The sequence below is a fragment of the Mesorhizobium sp. M0152 genome, from assembly GCF_040322415.1.
Lineage (GTDB): Bacteria > Pseudomonadota > Alphaproteobacteria > Rhizobiales > Rhizobiaceae > Mesorhizobium.
The window spans coordinates 27,855-52,449 of record NZ_JAMYTH010000023.1; the positions used below are offsets into that span (position 1 = coordinate 27,855).

Below are 24,595 nucleotides of genomic sequence, written 5' to 3' on the forward strand. Positions count from 1 at the left end.
GTCAGCGCGCCATCGCCGCCTTTAGCACCTTGAAAATCCGCTCGTCTCCGCACTGGGCAACGTTGAAGCGCAGGAAACGGCTGGCTGTCCGGGACAGGCTGAACGCATTGCCTGGCGCCAGCACGATGTTTTCGGCCAAGGCGCGGCGGGCGACGTCGGCCGCATCCACGCCATCCGGCAGGCTGCACCACAGGAACAGGCCGGCCGGCTGATCGATCCAGGGTGTGATGCCGATCGCCTTCAGGCGGGTGCTCGTCTCGCCCATGGCGCGCGCCAGTCGCACCCGCAGCAGATCCATGTGCTTGCGGTAGCTGCCGTCCTTCAGGAGCGTCAGCACCAGTTCGGCCGCCAGTCGCCCGCCGCCGAAGGTCGTGGCGATCTTGAGGTCGGTCAGGCGCTCGATCCAACCATGGGGGGCGGCAATGAAACCGCAGCGAACCGACGCCGACAGCGTCTTGGAGAAGCTGCCGATATGAACAACCCGGCTGAGGCCATCGAACGCCGCCAACCTGGGGGCGGGAGCGTGCTCGAAATCGGCGAAGATGTCATCCTCGACGATGGTCAGATCCGATTGGTCGGCGAGCTTGAGCAGCCGGTGCGCGGTGACCGGCGACAGGATCGCGCCGGTCGGGTTATGGATGGCGGAATTGGTGATGTAGAGGCGCGGCCGGTGCTCGGCGAGCGCCTGTGCGAACAGGTCTAGATCAGGCCCCGACGGCGTATAGGGAACGCTGACGACCTTGGCCCGGTGCGCGCGCAGCAGAGCGTGGAAATTGAAATAGCAGGGGTCATCGACCAGAACCGTATCACCGGGTTCGATCAGGAACCGGCACAGGAGGTCGATGGCCTGCGTGCCCGATTCCGTCAGCATTATCTGTTCAGGGGAGACTTCGATGCCGTGCTGCGCCATGCGCCGCGCCAAGAGTTGCCGCAGCGGCGGCAGCCCAAGCGGCGTACCGTAGTCGGCAAGCGCAGCGTCGTCGGCGCGAGCCGCGGTGCGCAGCGCCCTTCGCAGTCCTGCCTGCGGCATCCACGATGCCGGTAGCCAGCCACAGCCGGGTTTCAGCATCTCGCCGCCGGCTTCCAGCGACTGGCGCGAGACCCAGAGCGGGTCGACTTCACGGTCAAGACGGGGGCCGATCTCGGCCAGCGACAGCGGCGCCAGCGGTCCGGCGGCATAAAAGCCCGAGCCGGGTCGTGAGCGGATCGTGCCTTCGGCGGCGAGCCGCTCATAGGCTTCGACCACGGTCGATTTGGAAACCTGCATGGATTTGGCGAAGGCGCGGATCGAAGGCAGCCGCGCCCCCGGCGTCAGGCTGCGCGCGGCGATGCGCTGGCGGATGGTCGCCATGACGCCCTCGACCAGAGTGCGCGCACCGTTGGCTTCCAAGGTGAGGTCCATCATCCGTACTGCTCGATCTGCCATTACAGTTTTGCCAAATTGTACCTCATTGTCTCTGGCTACACCATATGTGCCGGCCCGATAGAGGGCGAAAGAAACGGGGCCTGCAATGGACAAGATCACGAACGGCTGGATGAATGGATTTATCGGCGTGTTGATTTTCAGCGGCTCGTTGCCGGCGACTCGCGTGGCGGTGATGGATTTCGATCCGACGTTCCTGACATCGGCCCGAGCCGCTATCGCCGGCCTGCTTGGTCTGGCAATGCTGCTCCTGTTCCGGCAGAAGCATCCGGAGCGCGGGGATCTGCTGTCGCTGGTGATCGTGGCACTTGGCGTGGTTGTCGGCTTCCCCTTGCTGACCGCCCTTGCGCTGAAACACGTCACCACCGCCCACTCGATCATCTTCGTCGGCCTGCTGCCCCTGGCGACCGCGATTTTCGGCGTGCTGCGCGGCGGCGACCGTCCTCGCCCGGCGTTCTGGCTGTTCTCATGCGTGGGCAGCGCGCTCGTCGCGGGCTTTGCCCTGGCGCAGGGCGTGACCGCCTCGCCGGTGGGCGACGGTCTGATGCTGGCCGCCATCGTCGCCTGCGGCCTGGGCTACGCCGAGGGCGCTGCGCTGTCACGCAGGCTCGGCGGCTGGCAGGTGATCTGCTGGGCGCTGGTGCTGTCGCTGCCGATCATGCTGGTGCTGACGTTCGCGACACTGCCGCCATCCTTTACCGGCGTCGGTTCGAGCGCCTGGATCGGTCTTGCCTATGTCTCGCTGTTCAGCATGCTGATCGGCTTCGTGTTCTGGTATCGCGGGCTGGCGCAAGGCGGCATCGCCGCGGTGGGGCAATTGCAGCTGCTGCAGCCTTTCTTCGGCCTCGCGCTGGCGGCGACGCTGCTGCACGAGCAGGTCAGCCCGCTAATGGTGGTCGTTACGCTCGGCGTGGTGCTGTGCGTGTTCGGGGCGAAGAAGTTCGCGCGGTAACGTGCCGCCGCTTGCCAGCTAAAATTTCGTCACCACACCGATACCGATGCCCTCGAAGCCGCCCATCGCCATCAAGGCCGCGGGCGCCTCATCGAGGCTGATCTTCTTGCCGACGAGCAGTTCGGGCTTGAGCTTGCCGTTGCGGATCATGTCCATCATCGCCTGGTAGCGATAGGCCTGCATGCCGTGGCTGCCGAGGATTTCGAGCTCGAAGGCGATGACCTTGTCCATCGGCACTTGCGGCCTGGCGTGCTCGCCCAGCATCAGGCCGACCTGCACGTGGCGGCCGCGCCTGCGCAGGTTTGCAATCGAGTTGAACGAGGTGGTTGGGTGGCCGAGCGCGTCCATCGACATGTGCGCGCCGCCATTGGTGATCTGCTTCACGGCCTTGACCACATTGGGTGTCGTCGAGGCGTTGATGGTGGCGACTGCCCCGATCTTTTTGGCGAAATCCAGCTTCTCGTCGGTGAGATCGATGGCGATGACGTTGGCGCCCATGGAACTGGCGATCATGATCGCAGACAGGCCGACGCCACCGCAGCCATGCACGGCAACCCATTCGCCGGGCGTGACGCGCCCCTGATCGACGATGGCGCGAAACGAGGTGACGAAGCGGCAGCCGAGGCTGGCGGCGGTGGCGAATTCCATTTCGTCGGGCAAGCGCACGAGATTGGTGTCGGCATGCTCGATGGCGACATATTCGGCGAAGGAGCCCCAGCCGGTGAAACCCGGCTGCGTCTGGTGTTCGCAGACCTGATGATTGCCGGAGGTACATTCGAAGCAGTTGCCGCAGCCGACGGCGAACGGCACGGTGACGCGCTCGCCGGCTTTCCAGCGGGTGACCCGCTTGCCGGCGGCGACCACGATGCCGGCCAGTTCGTGGCCGGGGACATGCGGCAGCGTGATGCCGTCGTCATGACCCATCCAGCCATGCCAATCGCTGCGGCACAGCCCGGTCGCCTCGACCTTGATGACCACGCCATCGGCAGCCGGTTTCGGATCGGGAACGGTCTGGATGGTCGGCGCTTCGCCGAATTTCTCGAAGACGACGGCTTTCATCGGTAACTCCACCCTGCTGCGCTGCGGGAAACGATAGCCGATTCCCTGTCCGGTCAAGGAGAAATCGATTCCGCCAGATATGCCGGCTATGTGCCGGCAGATGAAGGCTTACTCCGCATCGATCTGGTTCTCCGGCGCAGCTCTTTGGAAGGCCGGCAGCGCCATGCAGGCGGCGTTGATGCTTGCGATCGTCGGGTAGGGCGTCAGGTCGACACCGAAGCGGGCGTTGCTGGTGACTTGCGCGGCAAGGCAGATGTCGGCCAGCCCCGGCGTGTCGCCGTGGCAGAATTTTCCGATCTTGGGCGACGAGGCCAGAATTTTTTCAAGCGGCTGAAAGCCTTCGTTGACCCAGTGGCGGAACCAGTTGGCGATGTCCTGGTCGCCGGCGCCGAACAAGGTGCGCAGCGAGGTGAGCACGCGCAGATTGTTCACCGGATGGATGTCGCAGGCGATCATCTGCGCCAGCATCCTGACGCGCGCCCGGCCGGCAGCGTCCTTCGGCAGAAGCGGCGGTTCCGGTGTGGTCTCGTCGAGGAATTCGATGATCGCCAGCGATTGCGTCAGCAGCGTGCCGTCGTTCCATACAAGGGCCGGCACCAGTCCCTGCGGATTGACCGCGAGATAGGCTGCCTCCAGATGGTCGCCGTGGCGCAGATGATGCGGGACGTAGTCGTATGTCAGCCCCTTCATCTCCAGCGCGATCCGCACCCGGTACGAGGTGGAGGAGCGGTAGTAGTTATGAAGGACGATGTCGCTCACGCGGTCACCTCGGCTGGCCGATGGTCACTTCGATGGTACCGATGCCATCGACGCCGCCGGTTATTGTCTCGCCCGGCCTGACCGCGCCGACACCGGCCGGCGTGCCGGTGAAGATCAGGTCGCCGGGTTCCAGTTCCATGCCCTCGCTGCAGATGGAGACGATGTCTGATATTGGCCAGATCAGCTCGGCCAGATCGGCATCCTGCTTGACCTCGCCGTCGACGGCGAGCCAGATGCGGCCCTTTTGCGGATGGCCCGACTTCAGTGCCTGGACCAGCGGGCCGCAAGGCGCGGAACGGTCGAACGCCTTCGACCAATCCCAGGGCCGGGCTGCCTTCTTGGCCTCGTCCTGCAGGTCGCGGCGGGTGAGGTCTATGCCGACGGCATAACCCCAGACATGATCCAGCGCCTTGTCGCGAGGGATACGGAAGCCGGCCTTGCCGATCGCCGCGACCAGTTCGATTTCGTGGTGCAGATTGGCCGTCAGCGGCGGGTAGGGGATATCGGCGCCGGAATCGACCACCGCGTCGGCCGGCTTGGTGAAGAAGAACGGCGGATCGCGCTCGTCGTTGCCGAATTCGCGCGCGTGCGCCGCGTAGTTGCGACCGACACAGAAGATGCGACGCACGGCAAAACGCTCGGCGGAGCCGCTGATCGCGACAGAAGGCGTTGGGGGGGCAGGGAGGACGAAGGCGGTCATGGCGGTCTCTGCGTTCGATATCGGATGCTGGCCGTAGCTTCGGCCGATTTCGGGGGCCGGGCAAGGCGTCGCATTTCATAAGCACGGGTGTTACCTGGTCTGTTTAGGAAATTCTGAGTTCCCATTACCTATGCGGCGATGCATGCTGTCGACCGGCGATAGACTATTTGCCAATAATCCGGCCGCGCTCGCGGGACTACGCTGTGCCGGAAATTGAAAACGGGCTTCGGAGCGAACGCCATGAGCGCAACCAGTGATCGCGCCCGGTTCCTGATTATCGACGACCATCCGCTGTTTCGCGAGGCGCTGCACAGCGCCGTGCAGATGGCCTATCCGGAGGTCGACACTGTGGAGGCGCGCTCGATCGGCGAGGCGCTTGATCTTCTCGCCGGCGCAAAGCCGTTCGACCTTGCCTTGCTCGACCTCAGCATGCCCGACGTGCACGGGTTCGACGGGCTGCTCCAGCTCAGGACCCGCTATCCGCGCCTGCCGGTGGTGATCGTGTCGGGCTATGAGGAGCCGAGGATCATTTCCGAGGCGCTGTCCTACGGTGCTGCCGGCTTCATCCCGAAATCGGCCCGCAAGAGCGATCTCGCCGCCGCCATCCGCTCGGTGATGGAAGGGGCGGTTTACGTTCCGGAAACCTACGAAGGCCGGCCTCCGGACGCCGAAAGCACCGACCGAGCCGACATGGTCCAGCGCCTGTCCACGCTGACGCCGCAACAATTGCGCGTGCTCCAGATGCTGCGCCAGGGCCTGCTCAACAAGCAGATCGCTTACGAGCTGCAGGTGGGAGAGACCACGGTCAAGGCGCATGTGTCCGAAATCCTGCGCAAGCTCAATGTCTATAGCCGCACGCAAGCGGTGATCTAGGTGTCGAAGCTCGACAATGCGGAGCTGTTTCGCGACCAGGTCGGGTTTTGAGCCTGCCCACGGGTGATGGTCAGGCGAACAAGGTAAAAGTGCGCTGTCACCGTAATCGTAGTCGAAGGTAAAAGTGCACTGTCACCGTATTCTAGAAGTGCACTGTCACCGAAATTCCCGAACCACCTTCTCATCAGACAATTACGGTGACAGTGCACTATTTTCGTTTCGCCGCCTGCCTTGCCCCAAAAGAAAACGCACTGGTAAAAGTGCACTGTCACCGAATTCCGAATTCGAAATTCCTGTCACCGAAATTCGAGATTCCGAAATTCGGGATTGAACATTACGACAGCGAAAATCTCATCAGCGGGCGGGCCGTATCGCGGTGCGCGACGGCTTGGAAACCTGCTCTCTCGAACGTCGACACGTATCCGCTACCGGTTGCGCTCGGCGACTTGCCGCCGTCGAGCGGCATCGCCTCGATCGCTTTCGCGCCACGTCGTCTTGCGTGAGCAACGCTTGCCTCGATCAGCGTCCGGGTTATCCCACGGCGGCGATAGCCCTTGCGTACATAGAAACAGGAGATGAACCAAGTTTCTTGCCCGCGATCTTCGGCCCCGAGCCACCTTCTCATCAGGTAAGGCACGGCTTCGACGGGCGTGACTTGGCACCACCCGACGGCCATTGGTCCGTCGAAGGCCAAAAGGCCCTGAGGTATGTCGCCGGACAGTGCCGTTTGCTGAAATTCACGCCGATTCTCATCGGGCGGCCGGTTACGGTAGGCTGGGCCGATCCTTCCGTACATGCACCAGCAACGACCGACAGGTCCGCTCGCCGAAAACAGATCCACGAGCGCCGGCCAATTCAGTCGAGAAAGCGGTTCGACTCGAAAGCTCATCGACCACAAACGCCGCCAGCCGCCAGCGGGTTCGGTTGCAGCGCAGACACAGTCGCCGTAATTCCGGCCCCTAAGCCAGCAGATGTGCCAGCAGGGCGCGCAGTTGTGCCGGTTTCAGCGGCTTGCGCATCAGTTCGATGCCGCCGGCCCGCGCCGCCTTGGCGACGGCTTCGGATGCATCGGCGGTGACGATCAACGCCGGTACGGCGCGGCCGAGATAGTCGCGGACCTCGGCGATGGTGGTGGTGCCGAGATCGCCGCCGTCGAGATGCTGATCGGCAATGACGATGTCGGGCACCCAGTCGGTGTCGCCGAGCATACCCAGCGCATCGTCGGTCGAGGTCGCGGCGCGCACCAGGCATTGCCAGCGTTCGAGCAGGAAGGTCATCGCCTCCAGCACCTCGGCATCGTTCTCGACCAGCAGCACCTTGGTGCCGAACAGGCCGTAGCCGCGCGGCCGCTCCAGGCTGGCGGCGCTGGCGATGGCGTCGGCCGGCGCGCCGATGCCGACAGGAACGTCGATATGGAAAATCGTGCCGCGCCCTACCTTGGACGAAAACGTCACGGGATGGCCGAGGGCGCCGGCGATGCGGCGCACGATGGCCAGCCCGAGGCCCAGACCGCCGCCGGCGAGTTCGGCGTTGGCCGGCAAGGTGCCGCGATGGAATTCCTCGAACACCGCCTCGCGCTGGTCGTCGGGAATGCCGCAGCCGGTATCGGCGACATCGATGCGAATGGTGTCGCCGCGATGCCTGGTGCCGACCAGCACGCCGCCCGAACGGGTATAGCCCAGCGCATTGGAGAGGATGTTCTGGAGGATGCGGCGCAGCAGCGTCCGGTCGGAGCGGACCACGGCGTTTACCGGCCGGAATTTCAGCAACAGGCCCTTCATTTCCGCCACCGGCTGAAAATCCGAACGCAGCGACGAGAACAGCGCTTCCAGGCTGACGTCGCCTATGTCGGGTTGCACCACGCCGGCATCGAGCTTGGAAATGTCGAGCAGCGTACGCAGCAGGTCTTCCATCGTTTCCAGCGAGCGCTCGACCTGCCGCACCAGCTTCCTGCCTTCGTCGCTGGTCTGCACTTCGGCGAGCGCCGAGACGGAGAGGTGGGCCGCGTTCAGCGGCTGCAGCACGTCATGGCTGGCGGCGGCGAGAAACCTCGTCTTGGACAGGTTCGCCAGCTCGGCATTCTCCTTGGCGGCGCTGAGATCGACGTTGGACTGCTCAAGCCGCCGCAAGGTCGCGTGCAGTTCCTCCGTTCGCGTGCGCACCCGGTTCTCGAGCGAAATCGCGGTCTGGAACAGCGAAAAGGCGTTGACTTGATGGTCCATCGACCGCTCGACGCGGCTGATGAGAGCGGCGTTGATCTTCTTCAGCTTTTCGAGGTCGTTTATGTTCCTGAGCGGCATCTTGTTTCGCCGTCCTATTCCGCCGCCTGGCGGTCGCCAAAGGCGATGCCGGTAAAAGTCTGGTTCAGGTGCATCGACCGGTATTGTTCGCCATAGGTGCCGAAGCCGACGACATTGTTGACCCTGTACAGCTCCGAAATCTCACGAAAGACTTGCCGGTTGAGCGCGTCCAGCCGGCGCAGCACGCAGTCGAAGCCGAGGATCATGTCGATGCCGCCCAGCCTCTCCTCGACTTCGCGCAGCGCCGTCCGTGTCGATTCGACCATGTCCTTGGGCCGCGCGATCGACAGCACGACACCGTCGTCTATCGCGCAAAAGAACGACAGCGAGCCATCCGTGTGCATCTTCTGGATCGAGCGGCAGTAGTACTCACCGCCCACCTTCACCACCATGGGATGCGAAGCAAAGCTCAGCGGCGTCATGGCCTGCGTGACGATGCCGACCGACGCGGCATACTCCTCCGCCGCGCTGACGGCGTTGAACTCCCGCACGATGCGGTGGTCGGGATCGGACGCCGTCACCACCAGCTTTTCGTCGGTCGGAACGAAATTGTCGGTCTTGAAGACGTGGAAAGGGATTTCGGTGGCGATCAGCACGATAATGGCGCTGTCGGAAGTGACCTTGCCATTGGAGATCAGGCGCGTCGTTTCGAATTTCAAATCGTCGCCGGCCGAGCCGCCGAGCAGCGGTATGTCGTCGAGGCCCCAGTGGATAGCCGAGCTCACCGCTTCTTCGGCGTAGGACAGCCCGTCGATGAAGCAGAGCGCGAAAGTGTTCTCGGTCTGCTCCGTGCCGACGCGGGCGTGCAGCGTGCGCCGCAAGGCCTCGACCTCACCGGTTATCCTGTCCATGCCCGACGATGAGAGGCTGTCGACCATGGTGCTGACCGCGGTGAACGAGGCCGAGGGAAACAGCATGGCCAGCACATGACCTTCTTCGAGACCCTGCGGGGTGATCTCGCCGGCTGTCGAACACCCGACATGGTGGAGTGCCGGCGCATGGGTCGAGAGCGCCCGCGAAAGGGCGCCGGCCTCGACGAGGCTCTGGGAAAAGAACAGAAGCGCAAAACCGGCGCCGATGTCGGCGGCTTCGGTGGCCACCGCGCGTGCGAAAACATCCGGGTCCGGCTCGTCCGTGGTCAGCGCCGACAAGCCGCATGCGTAACGCGTCCGTGAACTGGTCAGCGGCGTTCTCCCGCGTTTCCTCCGACGCGTTCTTATGCGCGTCGAGCGCGCGGGCGTCGGAGGCTATTGTTGCCGTCAATCTGTGTTTTGGCAATGGGACCGGGGAATGCACGTTTTGGCCCTGGCCATGACCGAAAGTACAATGATCCGACTTTCCGCCGTGTTGTTTTTTGTGCATTGTGCGGTGTACGAATGAGACATGGCCGAGGCGCCCATGGGCGCGCGGGCGGCGTGATGACCAAGGTGATACCCAGGGAGGGACCATGTCGGACGTTTCGTTGATGGTGAACGGCAAGCGGGTCAGCGGCGTTGCCGAGGATCGAATGCTGCTGGTTCACTTCCTGCGGGAGAATCTCGGCCTGACCGGCACGCATGTCGGATGCGACACCTCGCAATGCGGTGCCTGCGTGATCCATGTCGACGGCAAGGCGGTCAAGTCCTGCACCATGCTTGCGGTTCAGGCGTCCGGTTCGACCATCGTGACGATTGAAGGTCTGGCCAACGGCGCCGATCTCCACCCCATGCAAGCGGCGTTCAAGGAACATCACGGACTGCAATGCGGCTTCTGCACGCCGGGCATGATCATGGCGGCGACCGACATGATCAACCGCCATCCCGGAGGCCTCGACGAGGCGACGGTGCGTGCCGAGCTCGAAGGCAACATCTGCCGCTGCACCGGCTATCACAATATAGTCAAGGCAATCCTTGCCGCATCGAAGACGATGGCCAAGGGCGCGAAGGGCAAGGCGAAGCAGGCTGCGTGAGATAGAGAAGGCAGTAGGCGAGTAGGGCAGAAAGGCCGTAGGGAACAACAGTCAATTTCCTATTGCCTTGCTGCCCTGCTCACCTGCCGCCCTACAATTCTGGGAGGAATTTCCGATGGGCATTGAAGGGGTTGGCGCTCGGGTCGCGCGCAAGGAAGACAAGAGGTTCATCACCGGCGCCGGCCGTTATGTCGACGACATGGTGGTTCCCGGCATGAAGCATGCAGCCTTCGTGCGCAGCCCGCACGCGCATGCGCAGATCAAGAAGATTGACGTCAGACAAGCGCAAGCCATGCCCGGCGTCATCGGCGTGCTGACCGGCAAGGAGCTCAAGGCCGATGGCATCGGCAATCTCATCTGCGGCTGGATGATCCATTCCAAGGACGGCACGCCGATGAAGATGGGCGCGTGGTCGCCGCTGGCCGTCGACAAGGTCCGTTATGTCGGCGATGCGGTCGTCGTCGTGGTGGCGGAAACGAAGGGCCAGGCGCGCGACGCGGCCGAGGCCGTGGAAATCACCTACAAGGAGCTGAAGGCGGTCGTCGATGCGAGCAAGGCACTTGAGAAGGGCGCGCCGCAGATCCATGCCGAAGCCGAGAACAACCTGATCTTCGACTGGGAACTCGGCGACGGCAAGGCGACCGACGCGGCGATCAAGGCGGCCGCGCATGTCACCCGCATGAAGATCGTCAACAACCGGCTGGTGCCGAACGCGATGGAGCCGCGCGCAGCACTTGGCCATTACGACAAGGCCGAGGATCACTATACCTGCTGGACGACGTCGCAGAACCCGCATGTCGCGCGGCTGGTGATGAGCGCCTTCTACAACGTCGCGCCTGAGAACAAGTTGCGCGTCATCGCGCCCGATGTCGGCGGCGGGTTCGGTTCGAAGATCTACATCTATCCCGAAGAGATCGTCTGCCTGTGGGCGTCCAAGAAAACCGGCGTGCCGGTCAAATGGGTCGCCGACCGCACGGAAAGCTTCCTGTCGGACGCGCATGGCCGCGACCACATCTCGACCGTGGAAATGGCGTTCGACAAGAACAACAGGATTACCGGGCTGAAGGTCGACACGATCGCCAATCTCGGCGCCTACATGTCGCTGTTCTCGTCTTGTGTGCCGACCTACCTCTACGCGACGCTGCTGTCGGGCCAGTACGACATCCCGGCCATCCATGCCAATGTCCGGGCCGTCTACACCAATACGGCACCTGTCGATGCCTATCGCGGGGCAGGGCGGCCGGAGGCCACCTATCTCCTGGAACGCACCATGGAAACGGCGGCGCGCGAGCTCGGATTGTCTCCAGCCGAACTGCGGCGGAAGAACTTCATCACCTCATTCCCGCACCAGACGCCGGTGATCATGAACTACGACGCCGGCGACTATGCGGCTTCGCTCGACGCGGCCATGAAAGCCGCCGACTATTCCGGCATGGCCAAGCGCAAGGCGGCCGCCGCCAGGAACGGCAAGCTGCGCGGCATCGGCATGAGCTGCTACATCGAAGCCTGCGGCCTCGCGCCGTCGGCGGCGGTCGGTTCGCTCGGTGCCGGTGTCGGCCTGTGGGAATCAGCCGAAGTGCGGGTCAATGCCGCCGGCACGATCGAGGTGCTGACCGGCTCGCACAGCCATGGCCAAGGCCATGAGACGACGTTCGCGCAACTGGTCAACCAGCGTTTTGGGGTGCCGATCGACTCGGTTTCGATCGTCCATGGCGACACCGACAAGGTGCAGATGGGCATGGGCACCTATGGCTCGCGCTCCGGCGCGGTCGGCATGTCGGCGGTTGCCAAGGCGCTCGACAAGGTGGAGGCCAAGGCGAAGAAGATCGCCGCCCATCTGCTCGAGGCCGACGAGGGCGACATCGTCATCGAGAACGGTGCGCTTAAGGTGGCCGGGACCGACAAGAACGTACCATGGTTCCAGATGGCGCTTGCCGCCTATACCGCGCACAATCTGCCTGCGGGGATGGAGCCTGGGCTGAAGGAAACCTCTTTCTATGATCCCTCGAACTTCACTTTCCCGGCAGGCTGCTACATCTGCGAGGTCGAGATCGATCCGGAGACCGGAACCACCGAGATCGTGCAGTTCGTCGCAGCCGACGATTTCGGCAACATCATCAATCCGATGATCGTTGAGGGCCAGGTTCATGGCGGCATCGCGCAAGGGGTCGGCCAGGCACTGCTGGAAGGCGCTTATTACGACTCGAGCGGGCAATTGCTGACGGCGAGCTACATGGATTACACCATGCCGCGCGCCGACGACCTGCCGTCATTCAAGGTCTCGACCTCGAACACGCCGTGCCCAGGCAATCCGCTCGGGATCAAGGGCTGCGGCGAGGCCGGCGCCATCGGCTCACCGCCGGCGGTGATCAATGCCATCACCGACGCCATCGGCATTACCGACATCGCCATGCCGGCGTCGCCTTCCACCGTGTGGACGGCAATCCGCGCTTCGAAGCACTGAAAAGCAGATAGCGAATAGGGAGTAGCGAATAGGGAAAGCGCGGTGCGAAGGAACAGGCGCTATTCGCTGCTCGCTACTCCCTATTCGCTCCTTCCCCAGGGAGAAACCAATGTACGCAGTCAACTATCACCGTGCCGCCTCGGTCGCCGATGCCGTAAAACTCTTGAAGAGCGGCGACGCCAAGCTTTTATCTGGCGGCATGACGCTGATTCCCGCCATGAAGACACGGCTGGCCGCACCTTCCGATCTTGTCGACCTGTCGCACATCAAGGAGCTGCAGGGCGTGAGAGTGTCGGGCAAGACGATCACCATCGGTGCCGCCAGCACGCATTTCGACGTTGCCAATGACGAGAAGCTGAGGAAGGCCTGTCCGGCGCTTGCCCATCTGGCGTCGCTGATCGGTGACCCGGCGGTGCGCTACAAGGGCACGATCGGCGGCTCGATCGCAAACAACGATCCGGCGGCCGATTATCCGGCGGCATTGCTGGCGCTGGGCGCCACCATTATCACCAACAAACGTGAGATTGCCGCCGACAAGTTCTTCAAGGGCCTGTTCGAAACGGCGTTGAAGGACGGCGAGATCATCACCGCGGTGAATTTCACCGCGCCGGCCAAGGCTGCGTATGAAAAGTTCCGCAATCCGGCCTCGCGCTACGCGATCGTCGGCGTGTTCGTGGCCAAGGGCAAGGACGGCGTCAGCGTTGCCGTCACCGGCGCCGGCGATGACGGCGTCTTCCGTTCGAAGGAGATCGAAGCCGCGCTTGCGAAGAATTTCGAGGCTGCGTCGCTCGACGGCGTCAAAGTGCCGGCTAAGAACCTGATGAGCGATATTCACGCTTCCGCCGATTATCGCGCCAATCTGGTCGTGGTCATGGCCAAACGCGCGGTGGCGGCAGCCAACGCCTGACGGTTGCCGGTCCGCCGGTCGATCAAGGGCCCGCGTGGCCCTTTTTTCGTGCGAGCGACTGTATCGCCGAATTGTGGACAACTGTTCGCACTGGTGGTGGAGGTGTCCTGGCTTCAATCTCGCACTTGCACAAAGCAATATTGCACTGCACTATGCCGGCGACCAACGCGAGCCGGGTTCGGAGTGTCTATCCGCGACCCTTTTCGCATATTTCAATGCGAAGGGAGCCGGCATGACCGACATCTCCGCGACGCATGTCGTTCCGCCTCGATCCGTCGCCGACAAAGGTGTCAGGACAAGACTGGCCTATCTCGATGGATGGCGCGGCCTGTCGATCGCGCTGGTGCTGATCGGCCATTTTTTTCCCGTTCCCGGAATCAATCTCGGAGTGCTGGGCGTCGAATTCTTCTTCGTGCTCAGCGGTCGCCTGATGGCCGAGATTCTTTTCATCGAGCGTTACCCGCTGAAGAAGTTCTTCAAGCGCCGTTTCTCGCGCATCTACCCGGCTCTGCTGATCTTCGTCGTCGTCACCCTGATCGCGCTGTCGGGCACGTTCGTCGCCTTCAAATGGAAGGCGGCGCTGACGGCACTGACGTTCACCTACAATTATGCCGGGATTCTCGTTACCCGCGCCGGGGCGCTGGATCATATCTGGTCGCTCTGCGTCGAAGAACACGCCTACATCATTCTGGCGCTGATCAGCGCCACCGTTCCCGGCCGCAACCGCGTCATCCCGTTGCTCGTAACGCTGGCTTTGCTCGCCATGGCGAACGGCGCGGTGTCGTATTGGGTGTTCAGGCTGGACTACGAGCACACCTACTGGCGCACCGATGTGCATATCGCCTCGATCCTGCTGTCGGCTTCGATCTGCCTGCTCAAGGCCGAAGGCAGGCTGCCAGCGGTCTTCATGGGCAGGCATGTTGCGCTGGCGGCATCGGTCGGCGCCGTTGTGCTGTTCCTCGATCCGGTGTCGACGCCGATCCATTATCTGTTGGCCGTGCCGTTGCTGGCGCTGGCCGTCAACGCACTCGATTTCAGCAGCAGGACCCTTTCGGGGCTGTTGTCGTCCTGGCCGATGGCGACGCTGGGGCTGTGGTCGTATTCGCTCTATCTGTGGCAGCAGCCGTTCTACAAATTCGTCTACGAGCAAGGCAGCAACCCGTGGCTGATGCTGGCCTGCGTCTTTGCCTGCGCGCTCTGCAGCTACTACGTCGTCGAACGGCCGGCGCGCGAATGGCTTAACCGCAACTGGTGAATGCCGTCGCCAGGTAGTGATGAGCGCCCGCAGGGCTTGTTTGCCTGGCGAGCAGGTCATCAATCAATGCCTTCCGATCTATCCAGCGGGTACGGCGACCTGCTTATGGCTACAGGTCCATTTTCTTAGACATTGGTCTTAATGGCGGGCATTCCTTGTTGCCTCGCCTCTTCGCCAACCTAGTTTGTTCCCGGAACACATTTGAGAGGATGGCTCGCAGAACGCATCTGGGAGGATGGAATGGCTATGACTGGAGAAGGGCCGGGCGGCTGGCTCGACCGCTCGCGCATCGTTGCTGACTCTGGCTTCAACAGGTGGATGGTGCCTCCGGCGGCACTCTGCATTCATTTATGCATCGGCCAAGCCTATGCGTTCAGCGTCTTCAACCTGCCAATGTCGAAGCTGATCGGCATCACCGACTCGGCGCCCGACGACTGGAAGCTGACCGGGCTCGGCTGGATATTCTCGATCGCGATCCTGTTCCTGGGCATAGCGGCGGCGTTCGGCGGCGGCTGGCTGGACCGGGTCGGGCCCCGCAAGGCCATGGTCGCGGCCGCCTGCTGCTTTGGCGGCGGCTTCATCGTTTCGGCGCTTGGTGTTTATCTCCATCAGCTGTGGATCATCTATCTTGGCTATGGCGTGCTCGGCGGCATAGGTCTCGGCCTCGGCTACATCTCGCCGGTCAAGACGCTGATCAGCTGGTTTCCAGACCGGCCAGGCATGGCGACCGGCATGGCGATCATGGGTTTCGGCGGCGGCGCCTTCATCGCTTCGCCGCTTTCGGTCTATCTGATGAAGCTGTTTTCGACGCCTGAGCATATCGGCGTCGCTGAAACCTTCCTCGTGCTCGGCGTCGTCTATTTCGTCTTCATGCTGATCGGGGCTCTTATCGTCAGGGTGCCGCCGGAAGGCTGGCGGCCTGCCGGCTGGACGCCGCCGGTGGGGCGGAATGCGATGGTGACGACGTCCAATGTCCATCTCGACGATGTGCTCAAGACGCCGCAGTTCTGGTTGCTGTGGGGCGTGCTGTGCCTCAATGTGACCGCAGGCATCGGCGTCCTCGGCCAGGCCTCGGCCATGAGCCAGGAGATGTTCCCGGGGCGCATCTCAGCCGCGGCGGCCGCCGGTTTCGTGGGCCTGCTTTCGATCTTCAACATGCTCGGCCGATTCTTCTGGGCATCCACCAGCGACTACATCGGACGCAGATGACCTACGCCATCTTCTTCGCGCTGGGCGTCGTCCTCTATGCGGCGGTGCCGTGGACCGGCCGGTCGGGCAGCGTGTTCCTGTTCGTGCTGTTCTACGGCATCATCCTCAGCATGTATGGCGGCGGCTTCGCCACCATCCCCGCCTATCTGCGCGACGTCTTCGGCGTGCGCTATGTCGGCGCCATCCATGGCCGCCTGTTGACGGCGTGGTCAGTGGCGGGCGTTCTGGGACCGGTGCTGGTCAACTACATCAGGCAATACCAGATCGACAGCGGCGTGGCGAAGGCTGACGCCTACACGGTCACCATGTACATCATGGCCGGCCTGCTCGTTGTCGGCTTCCTGCTAAACCTGATGATGCGGCCGGTCGATGCGCGCTTCCACATGAAGGCCGAAACGGCTGCTGCTTGAGGATATTCACATGCCGCAAGACAACAGCAATCCGATCAAGCTGACGCTGGCCTGGCTGCTCGTCGGCATCCCGCTGGTGTGGGGTTTCTGGATGACTTTGATGAGCGCGGCCGCGCTGTTCCAGTGATCGCGCCTCAGGCAGGGATCCGCCTGGCATAATAGCGCACCGACTTCTTGCCGCCATGGATCACCGCGTCGCCGACTTCGGCGAAGCCGAGCGTGGCGTGGAAGGCGTCGGAGGCCGGATTGGGCGGATCGGTGTTGACCTCGCAGGTGACCAGCGTGTGGCCAGCACGCTCCGCATGGTCGAACAGATCCTGATAGAGCCGGCGGGCGTGACCGCGGCCCCTGGCTTGCGCCGCCACGACGACCCGATCGACATAGACGAAGCGTTCGTAGCGCTCGCAAAACCACAGGAAATTCGGGCTGTCGTAGCCGGCCTCCTGGTCGAAGGTCATGATGAAGGCGTCGAGGTCGCCGATGCGGCGCGCGTAGAACGCCTCGCTTAGCAGGAAGGTCAGCCGCTCGGGTTCGAGCCATGACAATTCGGCGGCATGCTCGTTGTTGAGCGCCAGGATCGCGGCTTCGTCTTCCGCCGATACGCGGCTAATCGGGGCGGGGGACAGGATCATGCCTTGGCCGCAGCAATCGTGGCCGCGACCAGTGGCGTGTCGGTCAAAATGTTGCGGTACTCGCGGTCGAGATCGGAGCCGCCCATGCCTACCTTGGGATTGCGGTAACGCATGGCGCTCGGCACGTCCTTGAGGGCGGCGAAATGCATCTCGGCCAGCCCGGTCGTTTTGCGCACCTGAGCGATGTTGCCGAGATCGAGCCCGCCGCAGCCGAGAATGACGATGCGGTCGCCGGCCTGGCGCACCAGATCCGCCAACAGGGGCAATCCTTCGACCGCGCTGTCGCGCTGGCCGCTGGTCAGCACGCGGCCGACCTTGCAGCGGATCAGCGCTTCCAGCGCCTCGGCGGGATCGCGCGTCATGTCGAAGGCGCGATGGCAGGTGACGTTCAGAGGTCCGGCGGCCTCTGTCAATTCGCGCATGCGCTGCTCGTCGATGGTGCCGTCGGCGTTCAGGCAGCCGAACACGACGCCGGGCACGCCGAGGCCGCGTAGCGCGACGACGTCGGCGAGCATCGAACGATACTCGGTCTCGCTGTAGAAAAAGTCGCCGCCGCGCGGCCGCACCATGACGTGAAACGGCACGGTCGCCTGCTCGAGAGCGGCGCGCACCGTGCCGAGGCTCGGCGTGATGCCACCTTCGACAAGGCTGGCGCACAGTTCGACACGGTCGGCGCCGGCAGCCTGAGCGGCCAGCAGGCCGTCGATACCTTCGACACAGATTTCGATCAGCGGCAGGCGAGTTTCTCTGGTCAAGCGGCGATCCCGTCCATGATTTCGGCGCCAGCCCTAGCACTGGAGCAATTTCAGGAGAAGCGTGAAACGGCTTTCCGTCCGGAATTGCGTAAAACAAGGAAATAGAGGTTCGGCGGTTGCATGAAACGTGAAACCGCTCTGGGCCGATTGGCGCGAACCACCCGAACAGGACCGCTACTTGGGCCAGGCGGCAATTCCATGCTTGACACTTTCATAACCGCTGAGTTATTGAAATAACTCATAGCCGGCGAGTTATTGATTGTGCTCGACGGCACGACCGTGGCGAAGAAGGAGCTAGGCATGGCGGAAACCAAATCGATCGTCGTCGAACGGCTGTTTCCCCATTCGGCGGAAAAGATATGGCGCGCACTGACCGTGCCCGAGCTCGTTGCCGAATGGCTGATGCAGAATGATTTCGCGGCGCAAGAGGGGCATCGCTTCACCTTCCGGGCGGCACCGGTGCCGGGCTGGTCCGGCGTGACGAACTGCGTTGTGCTGAAAGTCGAGGCACCGCGACTGCTTGCCTACAGCTGGGGCGACGGGACCGAGTCCGACAGCGGACTGAAAACCCTGGTGACCTGGTCGCTCACGCCCGAGGGCGCGGCGACCCGGGTGCGGATGGAGCAGTCGGGATTCCGGCCCGCCGACGAGCGCGGATATAAGGGCATGGGAAGCGGTTGGCCGGGTATTCTCGATCGGCTCGAACAAGTCGCGGCAAGGCAAGACTGAGACGTCACCGGACGACGGTCGGCATCAAAGATAGTCTCATCAAACTCAAAATCCGGATGCGCGGCGTCCGGGCCGGCAAACGCGCCCTGCCGAAACGCTTCGAAAGGAGAAGACCATGCAAGCCAGAATCAAGAATCCCGTGATGCTCATCCCCGGTTCCCTGCAGGCGCTTCTGGCGCTGGACAAGTCGACCGAGACGGCCGGCGTGCCCTACATCACGCGCAAGCTGGTCCATCTGCGCGCCAGCCAGATCAATGCCTGCGCGCTCTGCGTCGACATGCATGCCCGCGAATTGAAGACGGCCGGCGAGAAGGACGAGCGCATCTTTGCCCTCTCGGCATGGCGGGAAACGCCATACTTCACCGACGCCGAGCGGGCGGCCTGGCGCTGGCCGAGGCGGGCACGAGGCTCGCCGACCGGCCGGACGCCGTGCCCGACGATGTCTGGGACGAAGCCGCCCGGCACTACGATGAAAAGGCGCTTGCCGCGCTGACGATCCAGATTGCCCTGATCAACGCCTTCAACCGGCTGAACGCCACGACGCGGCAGATGGTTGGCACCTGGGGCTGAGGCTTGAGCGTGGGAGGCGCTATGATGCCTCGCGAGCGCAGAGCTTTCGGGTCAGGGCGTGGATATCGGGCTTGGCCGCTACTGGCGCAGCTCCGTGTTCTTGGCGCCTTCCTCGACCTGATCGATCACCAGCAGCTTGACCGGGCCATCGCCCATATTGGTGGCCTGGTGCCATTGTCCGATCATCTCGATGATGAAATCGCCCGTCTTGTAGGTGTTGCTGTCGCCGGTCTCGACATTGGTGACCTTCAGCGTGCCGGCCTCGACATAGGCGTAGCGCGGGAAGGGGTGGCGGTGCACCGGCAAGGTCGCGCCCGGCGCGATGTCGTAGGTCGAAACCAGCACCTGAACGTTCTTCCGCGGCAGCGTGATCGGCTGGCCGGAAGCGGTCGTGGTGCGCGACGCCAGCGGGGTGACGACCACGGGCGTGCCGCTGGGGTCCAGCGCCTGGGCGGGATTTGCGGAAGATGCCACTGCGAGCAGCAGCCCCGAGATAAGAACTTTGCGCATGATTCGCTCCGGCCCTGCGCCACCATCGCGCTGATGCCAGCCCCGTGCAAGTGTCGGCGGAAACCGGAGCCGAGTGGTTGACGCGCTGCCGGGCACCCGGCCGAAAGCCTGCCCAGGGCGTTAGATTTGCTGGACAATAGCAGTTTCAAAAAAATTCGAATGGGCCCTCTTGAAGGAAAAAATCGCGATTACCAGATCGATCTACCGTCGGGGCTTCGGCTCGACGAACTGGGCGTCGCGGCGGCGCTGCGACGATCCTCGCAATCCATGTTGCTTCACGGAGGATATGGCTATGAGAAGCTTTGATTATGCCCCCCTTTACCGCACAACGGTCGGCTTCGACCGACTCTTCGACATGCTTGAAAATGGCGCGCGCTCCGACTGGCCGCCCTACAACATCGAGAAGAACGGCGAGAACGACTACCGCATCACGATGGCCGTAGCGGGCTTTGGCCTCGACGAGGTCGAACTCGTGCAGAACGGACCCGAACTGTCCGTGACCGGACAGAAGAAGCCAGATCCGGAAAGCAGGGAAATTCTTCACCGTGGCCTGGCGATAGGCAACTTCAAACAGGTGTTCAAGCTGGCCGACCATGTCAGGGTCAAGGCAGCTAACCTCCACAACGGCCTGCTGTCGGTGGATCTGATCCGCGAGGTGCCCGAGGAACTCAAGCCTCGCCGCATCGAGATCGGCTCGGAAGCCAAGGCGGTTTCGCTGAAGGAAGCCGAAAAACAAGCAATCGAAATGGATACAGAACCGCGACGCAAGGCGGCCTGATCCTGTTTACTCAGCCTGCGGTCCGCTCCCGGTTTTGCCGGGAGGCATAGATTGCGGAGAATGGAGATGAAACTCGAAACCAGTGGCTTTCACGAACAATCCAAAAACCTCGCCGAGGGAAACGCTGCGCTCCCCGATCGGGTGCTGAACGATCAGACCATGACAATCGGAGCCAAGCGAGCCTTGCTCGCTTCCTGGGCCTCCGACGCTCATGCTGTTCCCGACCGGCCAACCTTGCGTCAGTTGGACAACGGCGCCGTCGTGGCGGTCAGCGAAATACTTCGCGCGCTGCGCTCCCTGGATCGACGCGCGCAGCAGCCGGGCAACATCGGCCTGGCGTTCGACCGGCACCGCAGGAAAGACCGGCTCAAATGGATAAGGCACCCTTGGCGGGACGACGATGACGACCCACCGCCAAGTCCGGTGCACGCGGCGGTGCCACCCAGATTTGGAGGTGGTGGCATGTTGGCGGAGCCCGAGCATGCGGTCGCGTGAGGATCTCAATCACCAACCCCAAATCGTTCAGCTGAAGGAGGACTACATGAGCGATAGGACATTCGATCGGCCGGTCCTGGTCAAGAACGGCCAGTTTGTCCAAGAAATAGGGTGTCTTGAAGATGCCTTCGATTTCTTCGATGAGTGGCCAAGGGAACGGCGCGGCCCGATTTTCGATACGGCCTATCGAGCGTGCCAGCGCGCGTATGACGGCCAGATTTCGCCATCGATCGCGCGCGATGCTTTTGCCGGATTCGCGAGATCCGCCAAGATCCTGCAGGAGTCGCTTGCTCCGCTGCCCTGGATGGCCAGCTCCAAGTCGGGTCGCGGTGGGGTAGCCGTTTAGCTTCGACCAAGGCAGCGGCGCCACTAAAAAAGTGGTGCCGCTGCGGTTTATCGGCTCCCGCATAGCGGCGGCGTTTCTGGGAACCGTCCGTATCAGTTCGCTGTTGTATCAAAGGCGCATTACCGCGCTCTAAAACAGGAGATGACGATGAAACAGGTTCTTCTGACGTCGGCCATGCTGGTCTTGTCCGCCGGACTTGCCTTTGGTCAGTCGAGCACGACAACGACCTCCACGACGACTAAAACGATGCCAAGCACAACCGATCAAGGCACCGACAAGACCACCACGAATGCCACCAATCCGAACTCGGCCAAGGATTGCGCCCCGGGCCAACAGACCGGCAGCGCGAAACAGGCTGCTCCTGGCCAGCAGGACACCGGTGCAAAAACGGCTGCTCCAGGCCAGATGAAGAAAACGACGGAAGGTTGCTAGTGCGCCGCCCGCGGGCGCCCGGCGGGCGTCACCGGTCATGCGCGAAACATTCCGCCAAGATCAGCCCGTCGCCGGGGCAGGCGGGCTCTCTCTCGACGGGCAAGCGATCGTCGCTCCACATCTGCGATCCATGTGCTGCCGCCTACTCGAAACAACGCTCCATCCTCCGTCAAGATGCGAAAGCGTCATCGCGCGGGTGCTCCTTGAGCCGCTGCTGACCACCTAAACGTTTGTAGGCACACCTCTTCTACCTGTCGGCCAGATTCCGTGGTATATAGGTGCCGCAATTTCCATACGGGGAGGACGATCAGGGAGGAAAAGTCATGCGCTTGGTCGCGTTTTTCGCTGTCGTATCTGTCGCAACCTTCGTTGCCAACCCATCGCAGGCTCAGGATTCTGCGGCTGGCGAGAAGGTCTTCACCAAATGCAAGGCCTGCCACATCGCAGACGAGGATAAGAACAAGATCGGTCCATCGCTGCACGGCGTCATCGGCCGGACTGCCGGGACGCATCCGGATTTCAAATATTCCGATGCCATGATTGCGGCCGGCAAATCCGGCGTCAAATGGGATGAACCAACACTGACGACCTACCTTCACGATCCCAAGGCCATGGTCAAAGGGACCAAGATGGCGTTTCCCGGCCTCAAGAACGATGCAGACGTGGCCAACGTCATTGCCTATCTGAAAACGTTCTCCAAGTGACCCGGCTCCTCCGCCGGACTGAAGGGCAGCGTAAGCAAAGAGCCGGTTCCTGTTTTCGCTCGCGCGCGCTCTCAGTTCGGGATCACGGGCCGAGTTGCCTGCCATCGGTCTGAGATGTCGACTAGGGAAAGCCGCCTCAAGGATACCGGCATCCGCCTCTCGGAAGCGACGGCGGGTGATTTCTTCGCGCTTTTGAAACCGCGGGTCATGGCGCTTGCCGTATTCACTGCTTTCGTTGGCCTGATGGCGGCGCCAGGCGCGATGAATCCGGTCATCGCCGTAATTGCAATCAGTGCGATCGCGATCGGCGCAGGAGCGGCAGGGGCGCTTAACATGTGGTACGACGCTGATATCGACGCGCTGATGTCGCGCACATCCAGGCGGCCGATTCCGTCGGGCCGCGTCACGCCGGGTGAGGCTCTCAGCTTCGGTCTGGTGCTTTCCGCGCTTTCGGTCATGACGCTCGGCGTGCTGGTGGACTGGCTTGCCGCATCGCTGCTGGCCTTCACCATTTTCTTCTACGTGGTCATCTATACGATGTGGCTGAAGCGCTCGACGCCGCAGAACATAGTAATCGGCGGCGCGGCGGGTGCCCTTCCTCCTGTCATCGGCTGGGCGGCCGCGACTGGCGCGATTGGAATCGAAAGCGTCATCCTGTTCCTGATCATCTTTCTGTGGACGCCGCCGCATTTCTGGGCGCTCGCTTTGTTCAAGGTCGGTGACTACGCAACTGCCGGAATCCCGATGATGCCGAATGTGGCCGGCGAGGCGTCGACCAGAAAACAGATACTTGCCTATTCGCTGCTCTTGGCGCCAATCGGCGTGCTGCCCTGGGCGTTCGGATTCGCGAGCGGGTTCTATGGAATTGTTTCGGCCGCATTGGGCGCGGGGTTCGTCTGGCACGCCTGGAAGGTCCTGGTCGTTCCAGACCAGGAGATGAAGTCTGCAAAGGCGCTGTTTGCCTTCTCGATTTTTTATCTTTTCGCGATCTTTGCGATGCTGCTGGCCGACACCGTTGCAATGCGAGCGTTCATGTCCGTCGAGGGTTGACGGCATGACCGCTGTTCTTGGAATACCCGACGGACCGAGAGGACGGGTCGCTAAATTGTTGTATTGAAGACATTGCGCGCCAGGACCGGCTCGAACATCACGATGGTATTGCACAGAATCCCAGGATCAGCAGGGCGACTATGCCAAGGCCAAGTATGAGAAGCGTCCTTCCGTCCATGACCTTCACCTTTGGCCTGGCGCATGACGACCCTGAAAATCGGGATCGATCTTTGGAAAGGGTCATGCGCCAATCAACGTGGCACAGCGTCCCTTGTCCGCCCGGAAAGGGCGCGCGGCGCTCCATGAGAATATCGAAAAAAGACCACCGGAGCTAGCCGGACCGCCGGAGTCCTTCCCACAAAGGGCGACAAGTCTCTTGCAAAAGGGTATGTTGGTTGCGGTGCGGGTCGCGGTTTCGCGTGGCCAGTCACGCAGAACGGCAGCACCGTTAAACCGCGACCTTACCGGACCCGATCTGGAGGAATGGTCATGGCAAGCTTTCACGTCATAGCAGGTGCCAGCGAGACGCTGGAACATACCAGAATTCGCAAGATCGGTGTTTCCGACCTTTTCGACGCGCTCAGGCGCGGCGTCGACGATTTCATGGTCAAACCGTCGCACATCGTTTTTCTCTGCCTGATCTATCCGCTTGCGGGGGTCGTGCTTGCTGTCTGGACGTCAGGCAATAACACGCTGCCATTATTGTTTCCGCTCGTGTCCGGATTTGCGCTAATTGGTCCATTCGCCGCGATCGGCCTCTATGAGATCAGCCGGCGACGGGAAGCCGGACTTGACACCTCCTGGAGGCACGCTTTCGAGGTCAGGAATTCTCCCGCGCTGCCGGCCATCGCGGCGGTCGGGATCATGCTGCTGGCAATCTTCATCACATGGCTTTTGACCGCGCAGCTATTTTACCAATATCTCTTCGGCCCGGCGCCGCCGGCATCGATATCTAGCTTCATCAACGAAATATTCGCCACCGGGCGCGGCTGGACGCTGATCGTGCTGGGGCACGCCATCGGCTTCGTCTTCGCTGTGGTCGTGTTGTGCACGACCGTCGTCGCCTTCCCATTGTTGCTCGACCGCGATGTCGGCGCTTATGAAGCCATCCACACCTCGGTGCGCGTGGTGCTGGCGAACCCGATCGTGATGGCTGTATGGGGCATGATTGTCGCCGTCGCCCTGATCATCGGCTCGCTGCCGGTGTTCGCGGGGCTGGCGGTCGTGCTGCCCATCCTCGGTCATGCCACCTGGCATGTCTACCGCAAGGTCGTGGAACCGCCGTCGGCGGCCGTACTGGCGCCTCGATGAGCGCCCTGCCGCGCCGGCAAGAGT

24 protein-coding genes and 2 pseudogenes are annotated in these 24,595 nt (G+C 62.5%); 16 read left to right on the top strand and 10 right to left on the bottom strand.

Features of this window, described 5'->3' with window-relative positions:
• Position 1: 1 nt before the first annotated feature.
• The gene (locus NKJ26_RS21725) at positions 2-1,405 is read right to left on the bottom strand and encodes an aminotransferase-like domain-containing protein (RefSeq protein ID WP_352697116.1); all 1,404 of its coding nucleotides are present in this window, start codon (positions 1,403-1,405) and stop codon (positions 2-4) included.
• Positions 1,406-1,511: 106 nt separating this feature from the next.
• Between NKJ26_RS21725 and NKJ26_RS21730 the strand changes: the two genes are divergently transcribed.
• On the top strand, positions 1,512-2,375 hold the full coding sequence (locus tag NKJ26_RS21730) for a DMT family transporter (RefSeq protein ID WP_352697030.1): 864 nt from the start codon (positions 1,512-1,514) through the stop codon (positions 2,373-2,375).
• A gap of 18 nt (positions 2,376-2,393) precedes the next feature.
• Here the strand turns inward: NKJ26_RS21730 and NKJ26_RS21735 are convergent, their stop codons facing one another.
• The 3 genes from NKJ26_RS21735 to NKJ26_RS21745 form a co-directional block, all read right to left on the bottom strand.
• Positions 2,394-3,434: a zinc-dependent alcohol dehydrogenase family protein gene (locus NKJ26_RS21735; protein WP_352697032.1), complete on the bottom strand. Its 1,041-nt coding sequence runs from the start codon at positions 3,432-3,434 to the stop codon at positions 2,394-2,396.
• 108 nt (positions 3,435-3,542) lie between these two features.
• A complete protein-coding gene (gene maiA / locus NKJ26_RS21740; protein ID WP_352598014.1) occupies positions 3,543-4,193 on the bottom strand; it encodes a maleylacetoacetate isomerase in 651 nt (216 codons plus the stop codon).
• 4 nt (positions 4,194-4,197) lie between these two features.
• Positions 4,198-4,893, bottom strand: coding sequence for a fumarylacetoacetate hydrolase family protein (locus NKJ26_RS21745; protein ID WP_352697034.1), 696 nt, complete (start codon positions 4,891-4,893; stop codon positions 4,198-4,200).
• A gap of 240 nt (positions 4,894-5,133) precedes the next feature.
• Here NKJ26_RS21745 and NKJ26_RS21750 point away from each other — a divergent pair, with 240 nt between their 5' ends.
• The gene (locus tag NKJ26_RS21750) at positions 5,134-5,766 is read left to right on the top strand and encodes a response regulator (RefSeq protein WP_352697036.1); all 633 of its coding nucleotides are present in this window, start codon (positions 5,134-5,136) and stop codon (positions 5,764-5,766) included.
• 334 nt (positions 5,767-6,100) lie between these two features.
• On the opposite strand, the gene NKJ26_RS21755 is transcribed toward NKJ26_RS21750, so the two are convergent.
• The 3 genes from NKJ26_RS21755 to NKJ26_RS21765 all read right to left on the bottom strand — a co-directional run bounded on the left by NKJ26_RS21755 (position 6,101) and on the right by NKJ26_RS21765 (position 9,217).
• Positions 6,101-6,655 carry a GNAT family N-acetyltransferase gene (locus NKJ26_RS21755; RefSeq protein ID WP_352697038.1) on the bottom strand — a complete coding sequence of 185 codons (555 nt, stop codon included), beginning with the start codon at positions 6,653-6,655 and terminating at the stop codon, positions 6,101-6,103.
• A gap of 70 nt (positions 6,656-6,725) precedes the next feature.
• Positions 6,726-8,066, bottom strand: a complete 1,341-nt coding sequence (locus NKJ26_RS21760) for a hybrid sensor histidine kinase/response regulator (RefSeq protein WP_352598018.1) — start codon at positions 8,064-8,066, stop codon at positions 6,726-6,728.
• Positions 8,067-8,080: 14 nt separating this feature from the next.
• Positions 8,081-9,217: an FIST N-terminal domain-containing protein gene (locus tag NKJ26_RS21765; RefSeq protein WP_352697041.1), complete on the bottom strand. Its 1,137-nt coding sequence runs from the start codon at positions 9,215-9,217 to the stop codon at positions 8,081-8,083.
• Positions 9,218-9,513: 296 nt separating this feature from the next.
• Here NKJ26_RS21765 and NKJ26_RS21770 point away from each other — a divergent pair, with 296 nt between their 5' ends.
• From NKJ26_RS21770 to NKJ26_RS21790, 5 genes and pseudogenes are all read left to right on the top strand, one after another.
• The gene (locus tag NKJ26_RS21770; protein WP_352598020.1) at positions 9,514-10,014 is read left to right on the top strand and encodes a (2Fe-2S)-binding protein; all 501 of its coding nucleotides are present in this window, start codon (positions 9,514-9,516) and stop codon (positions 10,012-10,014) included.
• A gap of 115 nt (positions 10,015-10,129) precedes the next feature.
• Positions 10,130-12,478 (top strand): xanthine dehydrogenase family protein molybdopterin-binding subunit, encoded by a 2,349-nt coding sequence (locus tag NKJ26_RS21775; RefSeq protein WP_352697043.1) that lies wholly within the window; start codon positions 10,130-10,132, stop codon positions 12,476-12,478.
• Positions 12,479-12,587: 109 nt separating this feature from the next.
• Complete coding sequence (locus NKJ26_RS21780; RefSeq protein ID WP_352598022.1) at positions 12,588-13,385, top strand: FAD binding domain-containing protein; 798 nt, start codon at positions 12,588-12,590, stop codon at positions 13,383-13,385.
• A 232-nt stretch (positions 13,386-13,617) separates the two neighbouring features.
• Positions 13,618-14,640 (top strand): acyltransferase family protein, encoded by a 1,023-nt coding sequence (locus tag NKJ26_RS21785; RefSeq protein WP_352697045.1) that lies wholly within the window; start codon positions 13,618-13,620, stop codon positions 14,638-14,640.
• 240 nt (positions 14,641-14,880) lie between these two features.
• Positions 14,881-16,386: pseudogene (locus NKJ26_RS21790) on the top strand (L-lactate MFS transporter).
• A 7-nt stretch (positions 16,387-16,393) separates the two neighbouring features.
• On the opposite strand, the gene NKJ26_RS21795 reads toward NKJ26_RS21790, so the two are convergent.
• Complete coding sequence (locus NKJ26_RS21795) at positions 16,394-16,891, bottom strand: GNAT family N-acetyltransferase (protein WP_352697046.1); 498 nt, start codon at positions 16,889-16,891, stop codon at positions 16,394-16,396.
• Positions 16,888-17,646: a copper homeostasis protein CutC gene (locus NKJ26_RS21800; RefSeq protein ID WP_352697048.1), complete on the bottom strand. Its 759-nt coding sequence runs from the start codon at positions 17,644-17,646 to the stop codon at positions 16,888-16,890. The genes NKJ26_RS21795 and NKJ26_RS21800 overlap by 4 nt, the downstream gene beginning before the upstream one ends.
• Before the next feature lie 300 nt (positions 17,647-17,946).
• On the opposite strand from NKJ26_RS21800, the gene NKJ26_RS21805 reads away from it, so the two are divergent.
• Together NKJ26_RS21805 and NKJ26_RS21810 are read left to right on the top strand one after the other, a co-directional pair.
• Entirely contained in the window at positions 17,947-18,375 is a 429-nt protein-coding gene (locus NKJ26_RS21805) for an SRPBCC family protein (RefSeq protein WP_352598027.1), read from the top strand.
• A gap of 115 nt (positions 18,376-18,490) precedes the next feature.
• Positions 18,491-18,945: pseudogene (locus NKJ26_RS21810) on the top strand (carboxymuconolactone decarboxylase family protein).
• 78 nt (positions 18,946-19,023) lie between these two features.
• Here the strand turns inward: NKJ26_RS21810 and NKJ26_RS21815 are convergent.
• Entirely contained in the window at positions 19,024-19,455 is a 432-nt protein-coding gene (locus tag NKJ26_RS21815; protein ID WP_352697049.1) for a cupin domain-containing protein, read from the bottom strand.
• 292 nt (positions 19,456-19,747) lie between these two features.
• Between NKJ26_RS21815 and NKJ26_RS21820 the strand changes: the two genes are divergently transcribed.
• From NKJ26_RS21820 to NKJ26_RS21850, 7 genes are all read left to right on the top strand, one after another.
• A complete protein-coding gene (locus NKJ26_RS21820) occupies positions 19,748-20,233 on the top strand; it encodes an Hsp20 family protein (RefSeq protein ID WP_352697050.1) in 486 nt (161 codons plus the stop codon).
• A 66-nt stretch (positions 20,234-20,299) separates the two neighbouring features.
• Entirely contained in the window at positions 20,300-20,728 is a 429-nt protein-coding gene (locus tag NKJ26_RS21825) for a hypothetical protein (protein ID WP_352697051.1), read from the top strand.
• Positions 20,729-20,774: 46 nt separating this feature from the next.
• Positions 20,775-21,074, top strand: coding sequence for a DUF982 domain-containing protein (locus NKJ26_RS21830; protein WP_027024840.1), 300 nt, complete (start codon positions 20,775-20,777; stop codon positions 21,072-21,074).
• A 147-nt stretch (positions 21,075-21,221) separates the two neighbouring features.
• On the top strand, positions 21,222-21,506 hold the full coding sequence (locus NKJ26_RS21835) for a hypothetical protein (protein ID WP_352598033.1): 285 nt from the start codon (positions 21,222-21,224) through the stop codon (positions 21,504-21,506).
• Positions 21,507-21,829: 323 nt separating this feature from the next.
• Complete coding sequence (locus NKJ26_RS21840) at positions 21,830-22,210, top strand: c-type cytochrome (protein ID WP_352598034.1); 381 nt, start codon at positions 21,830-21,832, stop codon at positions 22,208-22,210.
• A gap of 114 nt (positions 22,211-22,324) precedes the next feature.
• Positions 22,325-23,260: a heme o synthase gene (locus tag NKJ26_RS21845; RefSeq protein WP_352697053.1), complete on the top strand. Its 936-nt coding sequence runs from the start codon at positions 22,325-22,327 to the stop codon at positions 23,258-23,260.
• Between the two features lie 489 nt (positions 23,261-23,749).
• The gene (locus NKJ26_RS21850) at positions 23,750-24,571 is read left to right on the top strand and encodes a DUF2189 domain-containing protein (RefSeq protein WP_352697054.1); all 822 of its coding nucleotides are present in this window, start codon (positions 23,750-23,752) and stop codon (positions 24,569-24,571) included.
• Positions 24,572-24,595: the final 24 nt, after the last annotated feature.

Bases quoted from the DNA above. Each gene is read 5' to 3' on its own strand.
- NKJ26_RS21725 (WP_352697116.1), bottom strand. From the start codon at position 1,405: ATGATGGACCTCACCTTGGAAGCCAACGGTGCGCGCACTCTGGTCGAG.
- NKJ26_RS21730 (WP_352697030.1), top strand. From the start codon at position 1,512: ATGGACAAGATCACGAACGGCTGGATGAATGGATTTATCGGCGTGTTG.
- NKJ26_RS21735 (WP_352697032.1), bottom strand. From the start codon at position 3,434: ATGAAAGCCGTCGTCTTCGAGAAATTCGGCGAAGCGCCGACCATCCAG.
- NKJ26_RS21745 (WP_352697034.1), bottom strand. From the start codon at position 4,893: ATGACCGCCTTCGTCCTCCCTGCCCCCCCAACGCCTTCTGTCGCGATC.
- NKJ26_RS21750 (WP_352697036.1), top strand. From the start codon at position 5,134: ATGAGCGCAACCAGTGATCGCGCCCGGTTCCTGATTATCGACGACCAT.
- NKJ26_RS21755 (WP_352697038.1), bottom strand. From the start codon at position 6,655: ATGAGCTTTCGAGTCGAACCGCTTTCTCGACTGAATTGGCCGGCGCTC.
- NKJ26_RS21760 (WP_352598018.1), bottom strand. From the start codon at position 8,066: ATGCCGCTCAGGAACATAAACGACCTCGAAAAGCTGAAGAAGATCAAC.
- NKJ26_RS21770 (WP_352598020.1), top strand. From the start codon at position 9,514: ATGTCGGACGTTTCGTTGATGGTGAACGGCAAGCGGGTCAGCGGCGTT.
- NKJ26_RS21775 (WP_352697043.1), top strand. From the start codon at position 10,130: ATGGGCATTGAAGGGGTTGGCGCTCGGGTCGCGCGCAAGGAAGACAAG.
- NKJ26_RS21780 (WP_352598022.1), top strand. From the start codon at position 12,588: ATGTACGCAGTCAACTATCACCGTGCCGCCTCGGTCGCCGATGCCGTA.
- NKJ26_RS21785 (WP_352697045.1), top strand. From the start codon at position 13,618: ATGACCGACATCTCCGCGACGCATGTCGTTCCGCCTCGATCCGTCGCC.
- NKJ26_RS21795 (WP_352697046.1), bottom strand. From the start codon at position 16,891: ATGATCCTGTCCCCCGCCCCGATTAGCCGCGTATCGGCGGAAGACGAA.
- NKJ26_RS21805 (WP_352598027.1), top strand. From the start codon at position 17,947: ATGGCGGAAACCAAATCGATCGTCGTCGAACGGCTGTTTCCCCATTCG.
- NKJ26_RS21815 (WP_352697049.1), bottom strand. From the start codon at position 19,455: ATGCGCAAAGTTCTTATCTCGGGGCTGCTGCTCGCAGTGGCATCTTCC.
- NKJ26_RS21820 (WP_352697050.1), top strand. From the start codon at position 19,748: ATGAGAAGCTTTGATTATGCCCCCCTTTACCGCACAACGGTCGGCTTC.
- NKJ26_RS21825 (WP_352697051.1), top strand. From the start codon at position 20,300: ATGAAACTCGAAACCAGTGGCTTTCACGAACAATCCAAAAACCTCGCC.
- NKJ26_RS21830 (WP_027024840.1), top strand. From the start codon at position 20,775: ATGAGCGATAGGACATTCGATCGGCCGGTCCTGGTCAAGAACGGCCAG.
- NKJ26_RS21835 (WP_352598033.1), top strand. From the start codon at position 21,222: ATGAAACAGGTTCTTCTGACGTCGGCCATGCTGGTCTTGTCCGCCGGA.
- NKJ26_RS21840 (WP_352598034.1), top strand. From the start codon at position 21,830: ATGCGCTTGGTCGCGTTTTTCGCTGTCGTATCTGTCGCAACCTTCGTT.
- NKJ26_RS21845 (WP_352697053.1), top strand. From the start codon at position 22,325: ATGTCGACTAGGGAAAGCCGCCTCAAGGATACCGGCATCCGCCTCTCG.
- NKJ26_RS21850 (WP_352697054.1), top strand. From the start codon at position 23,750: ATGGCAAGCTTTCACGTCATAGCAGGTGCCAGCGAGACGCTGGAACAT.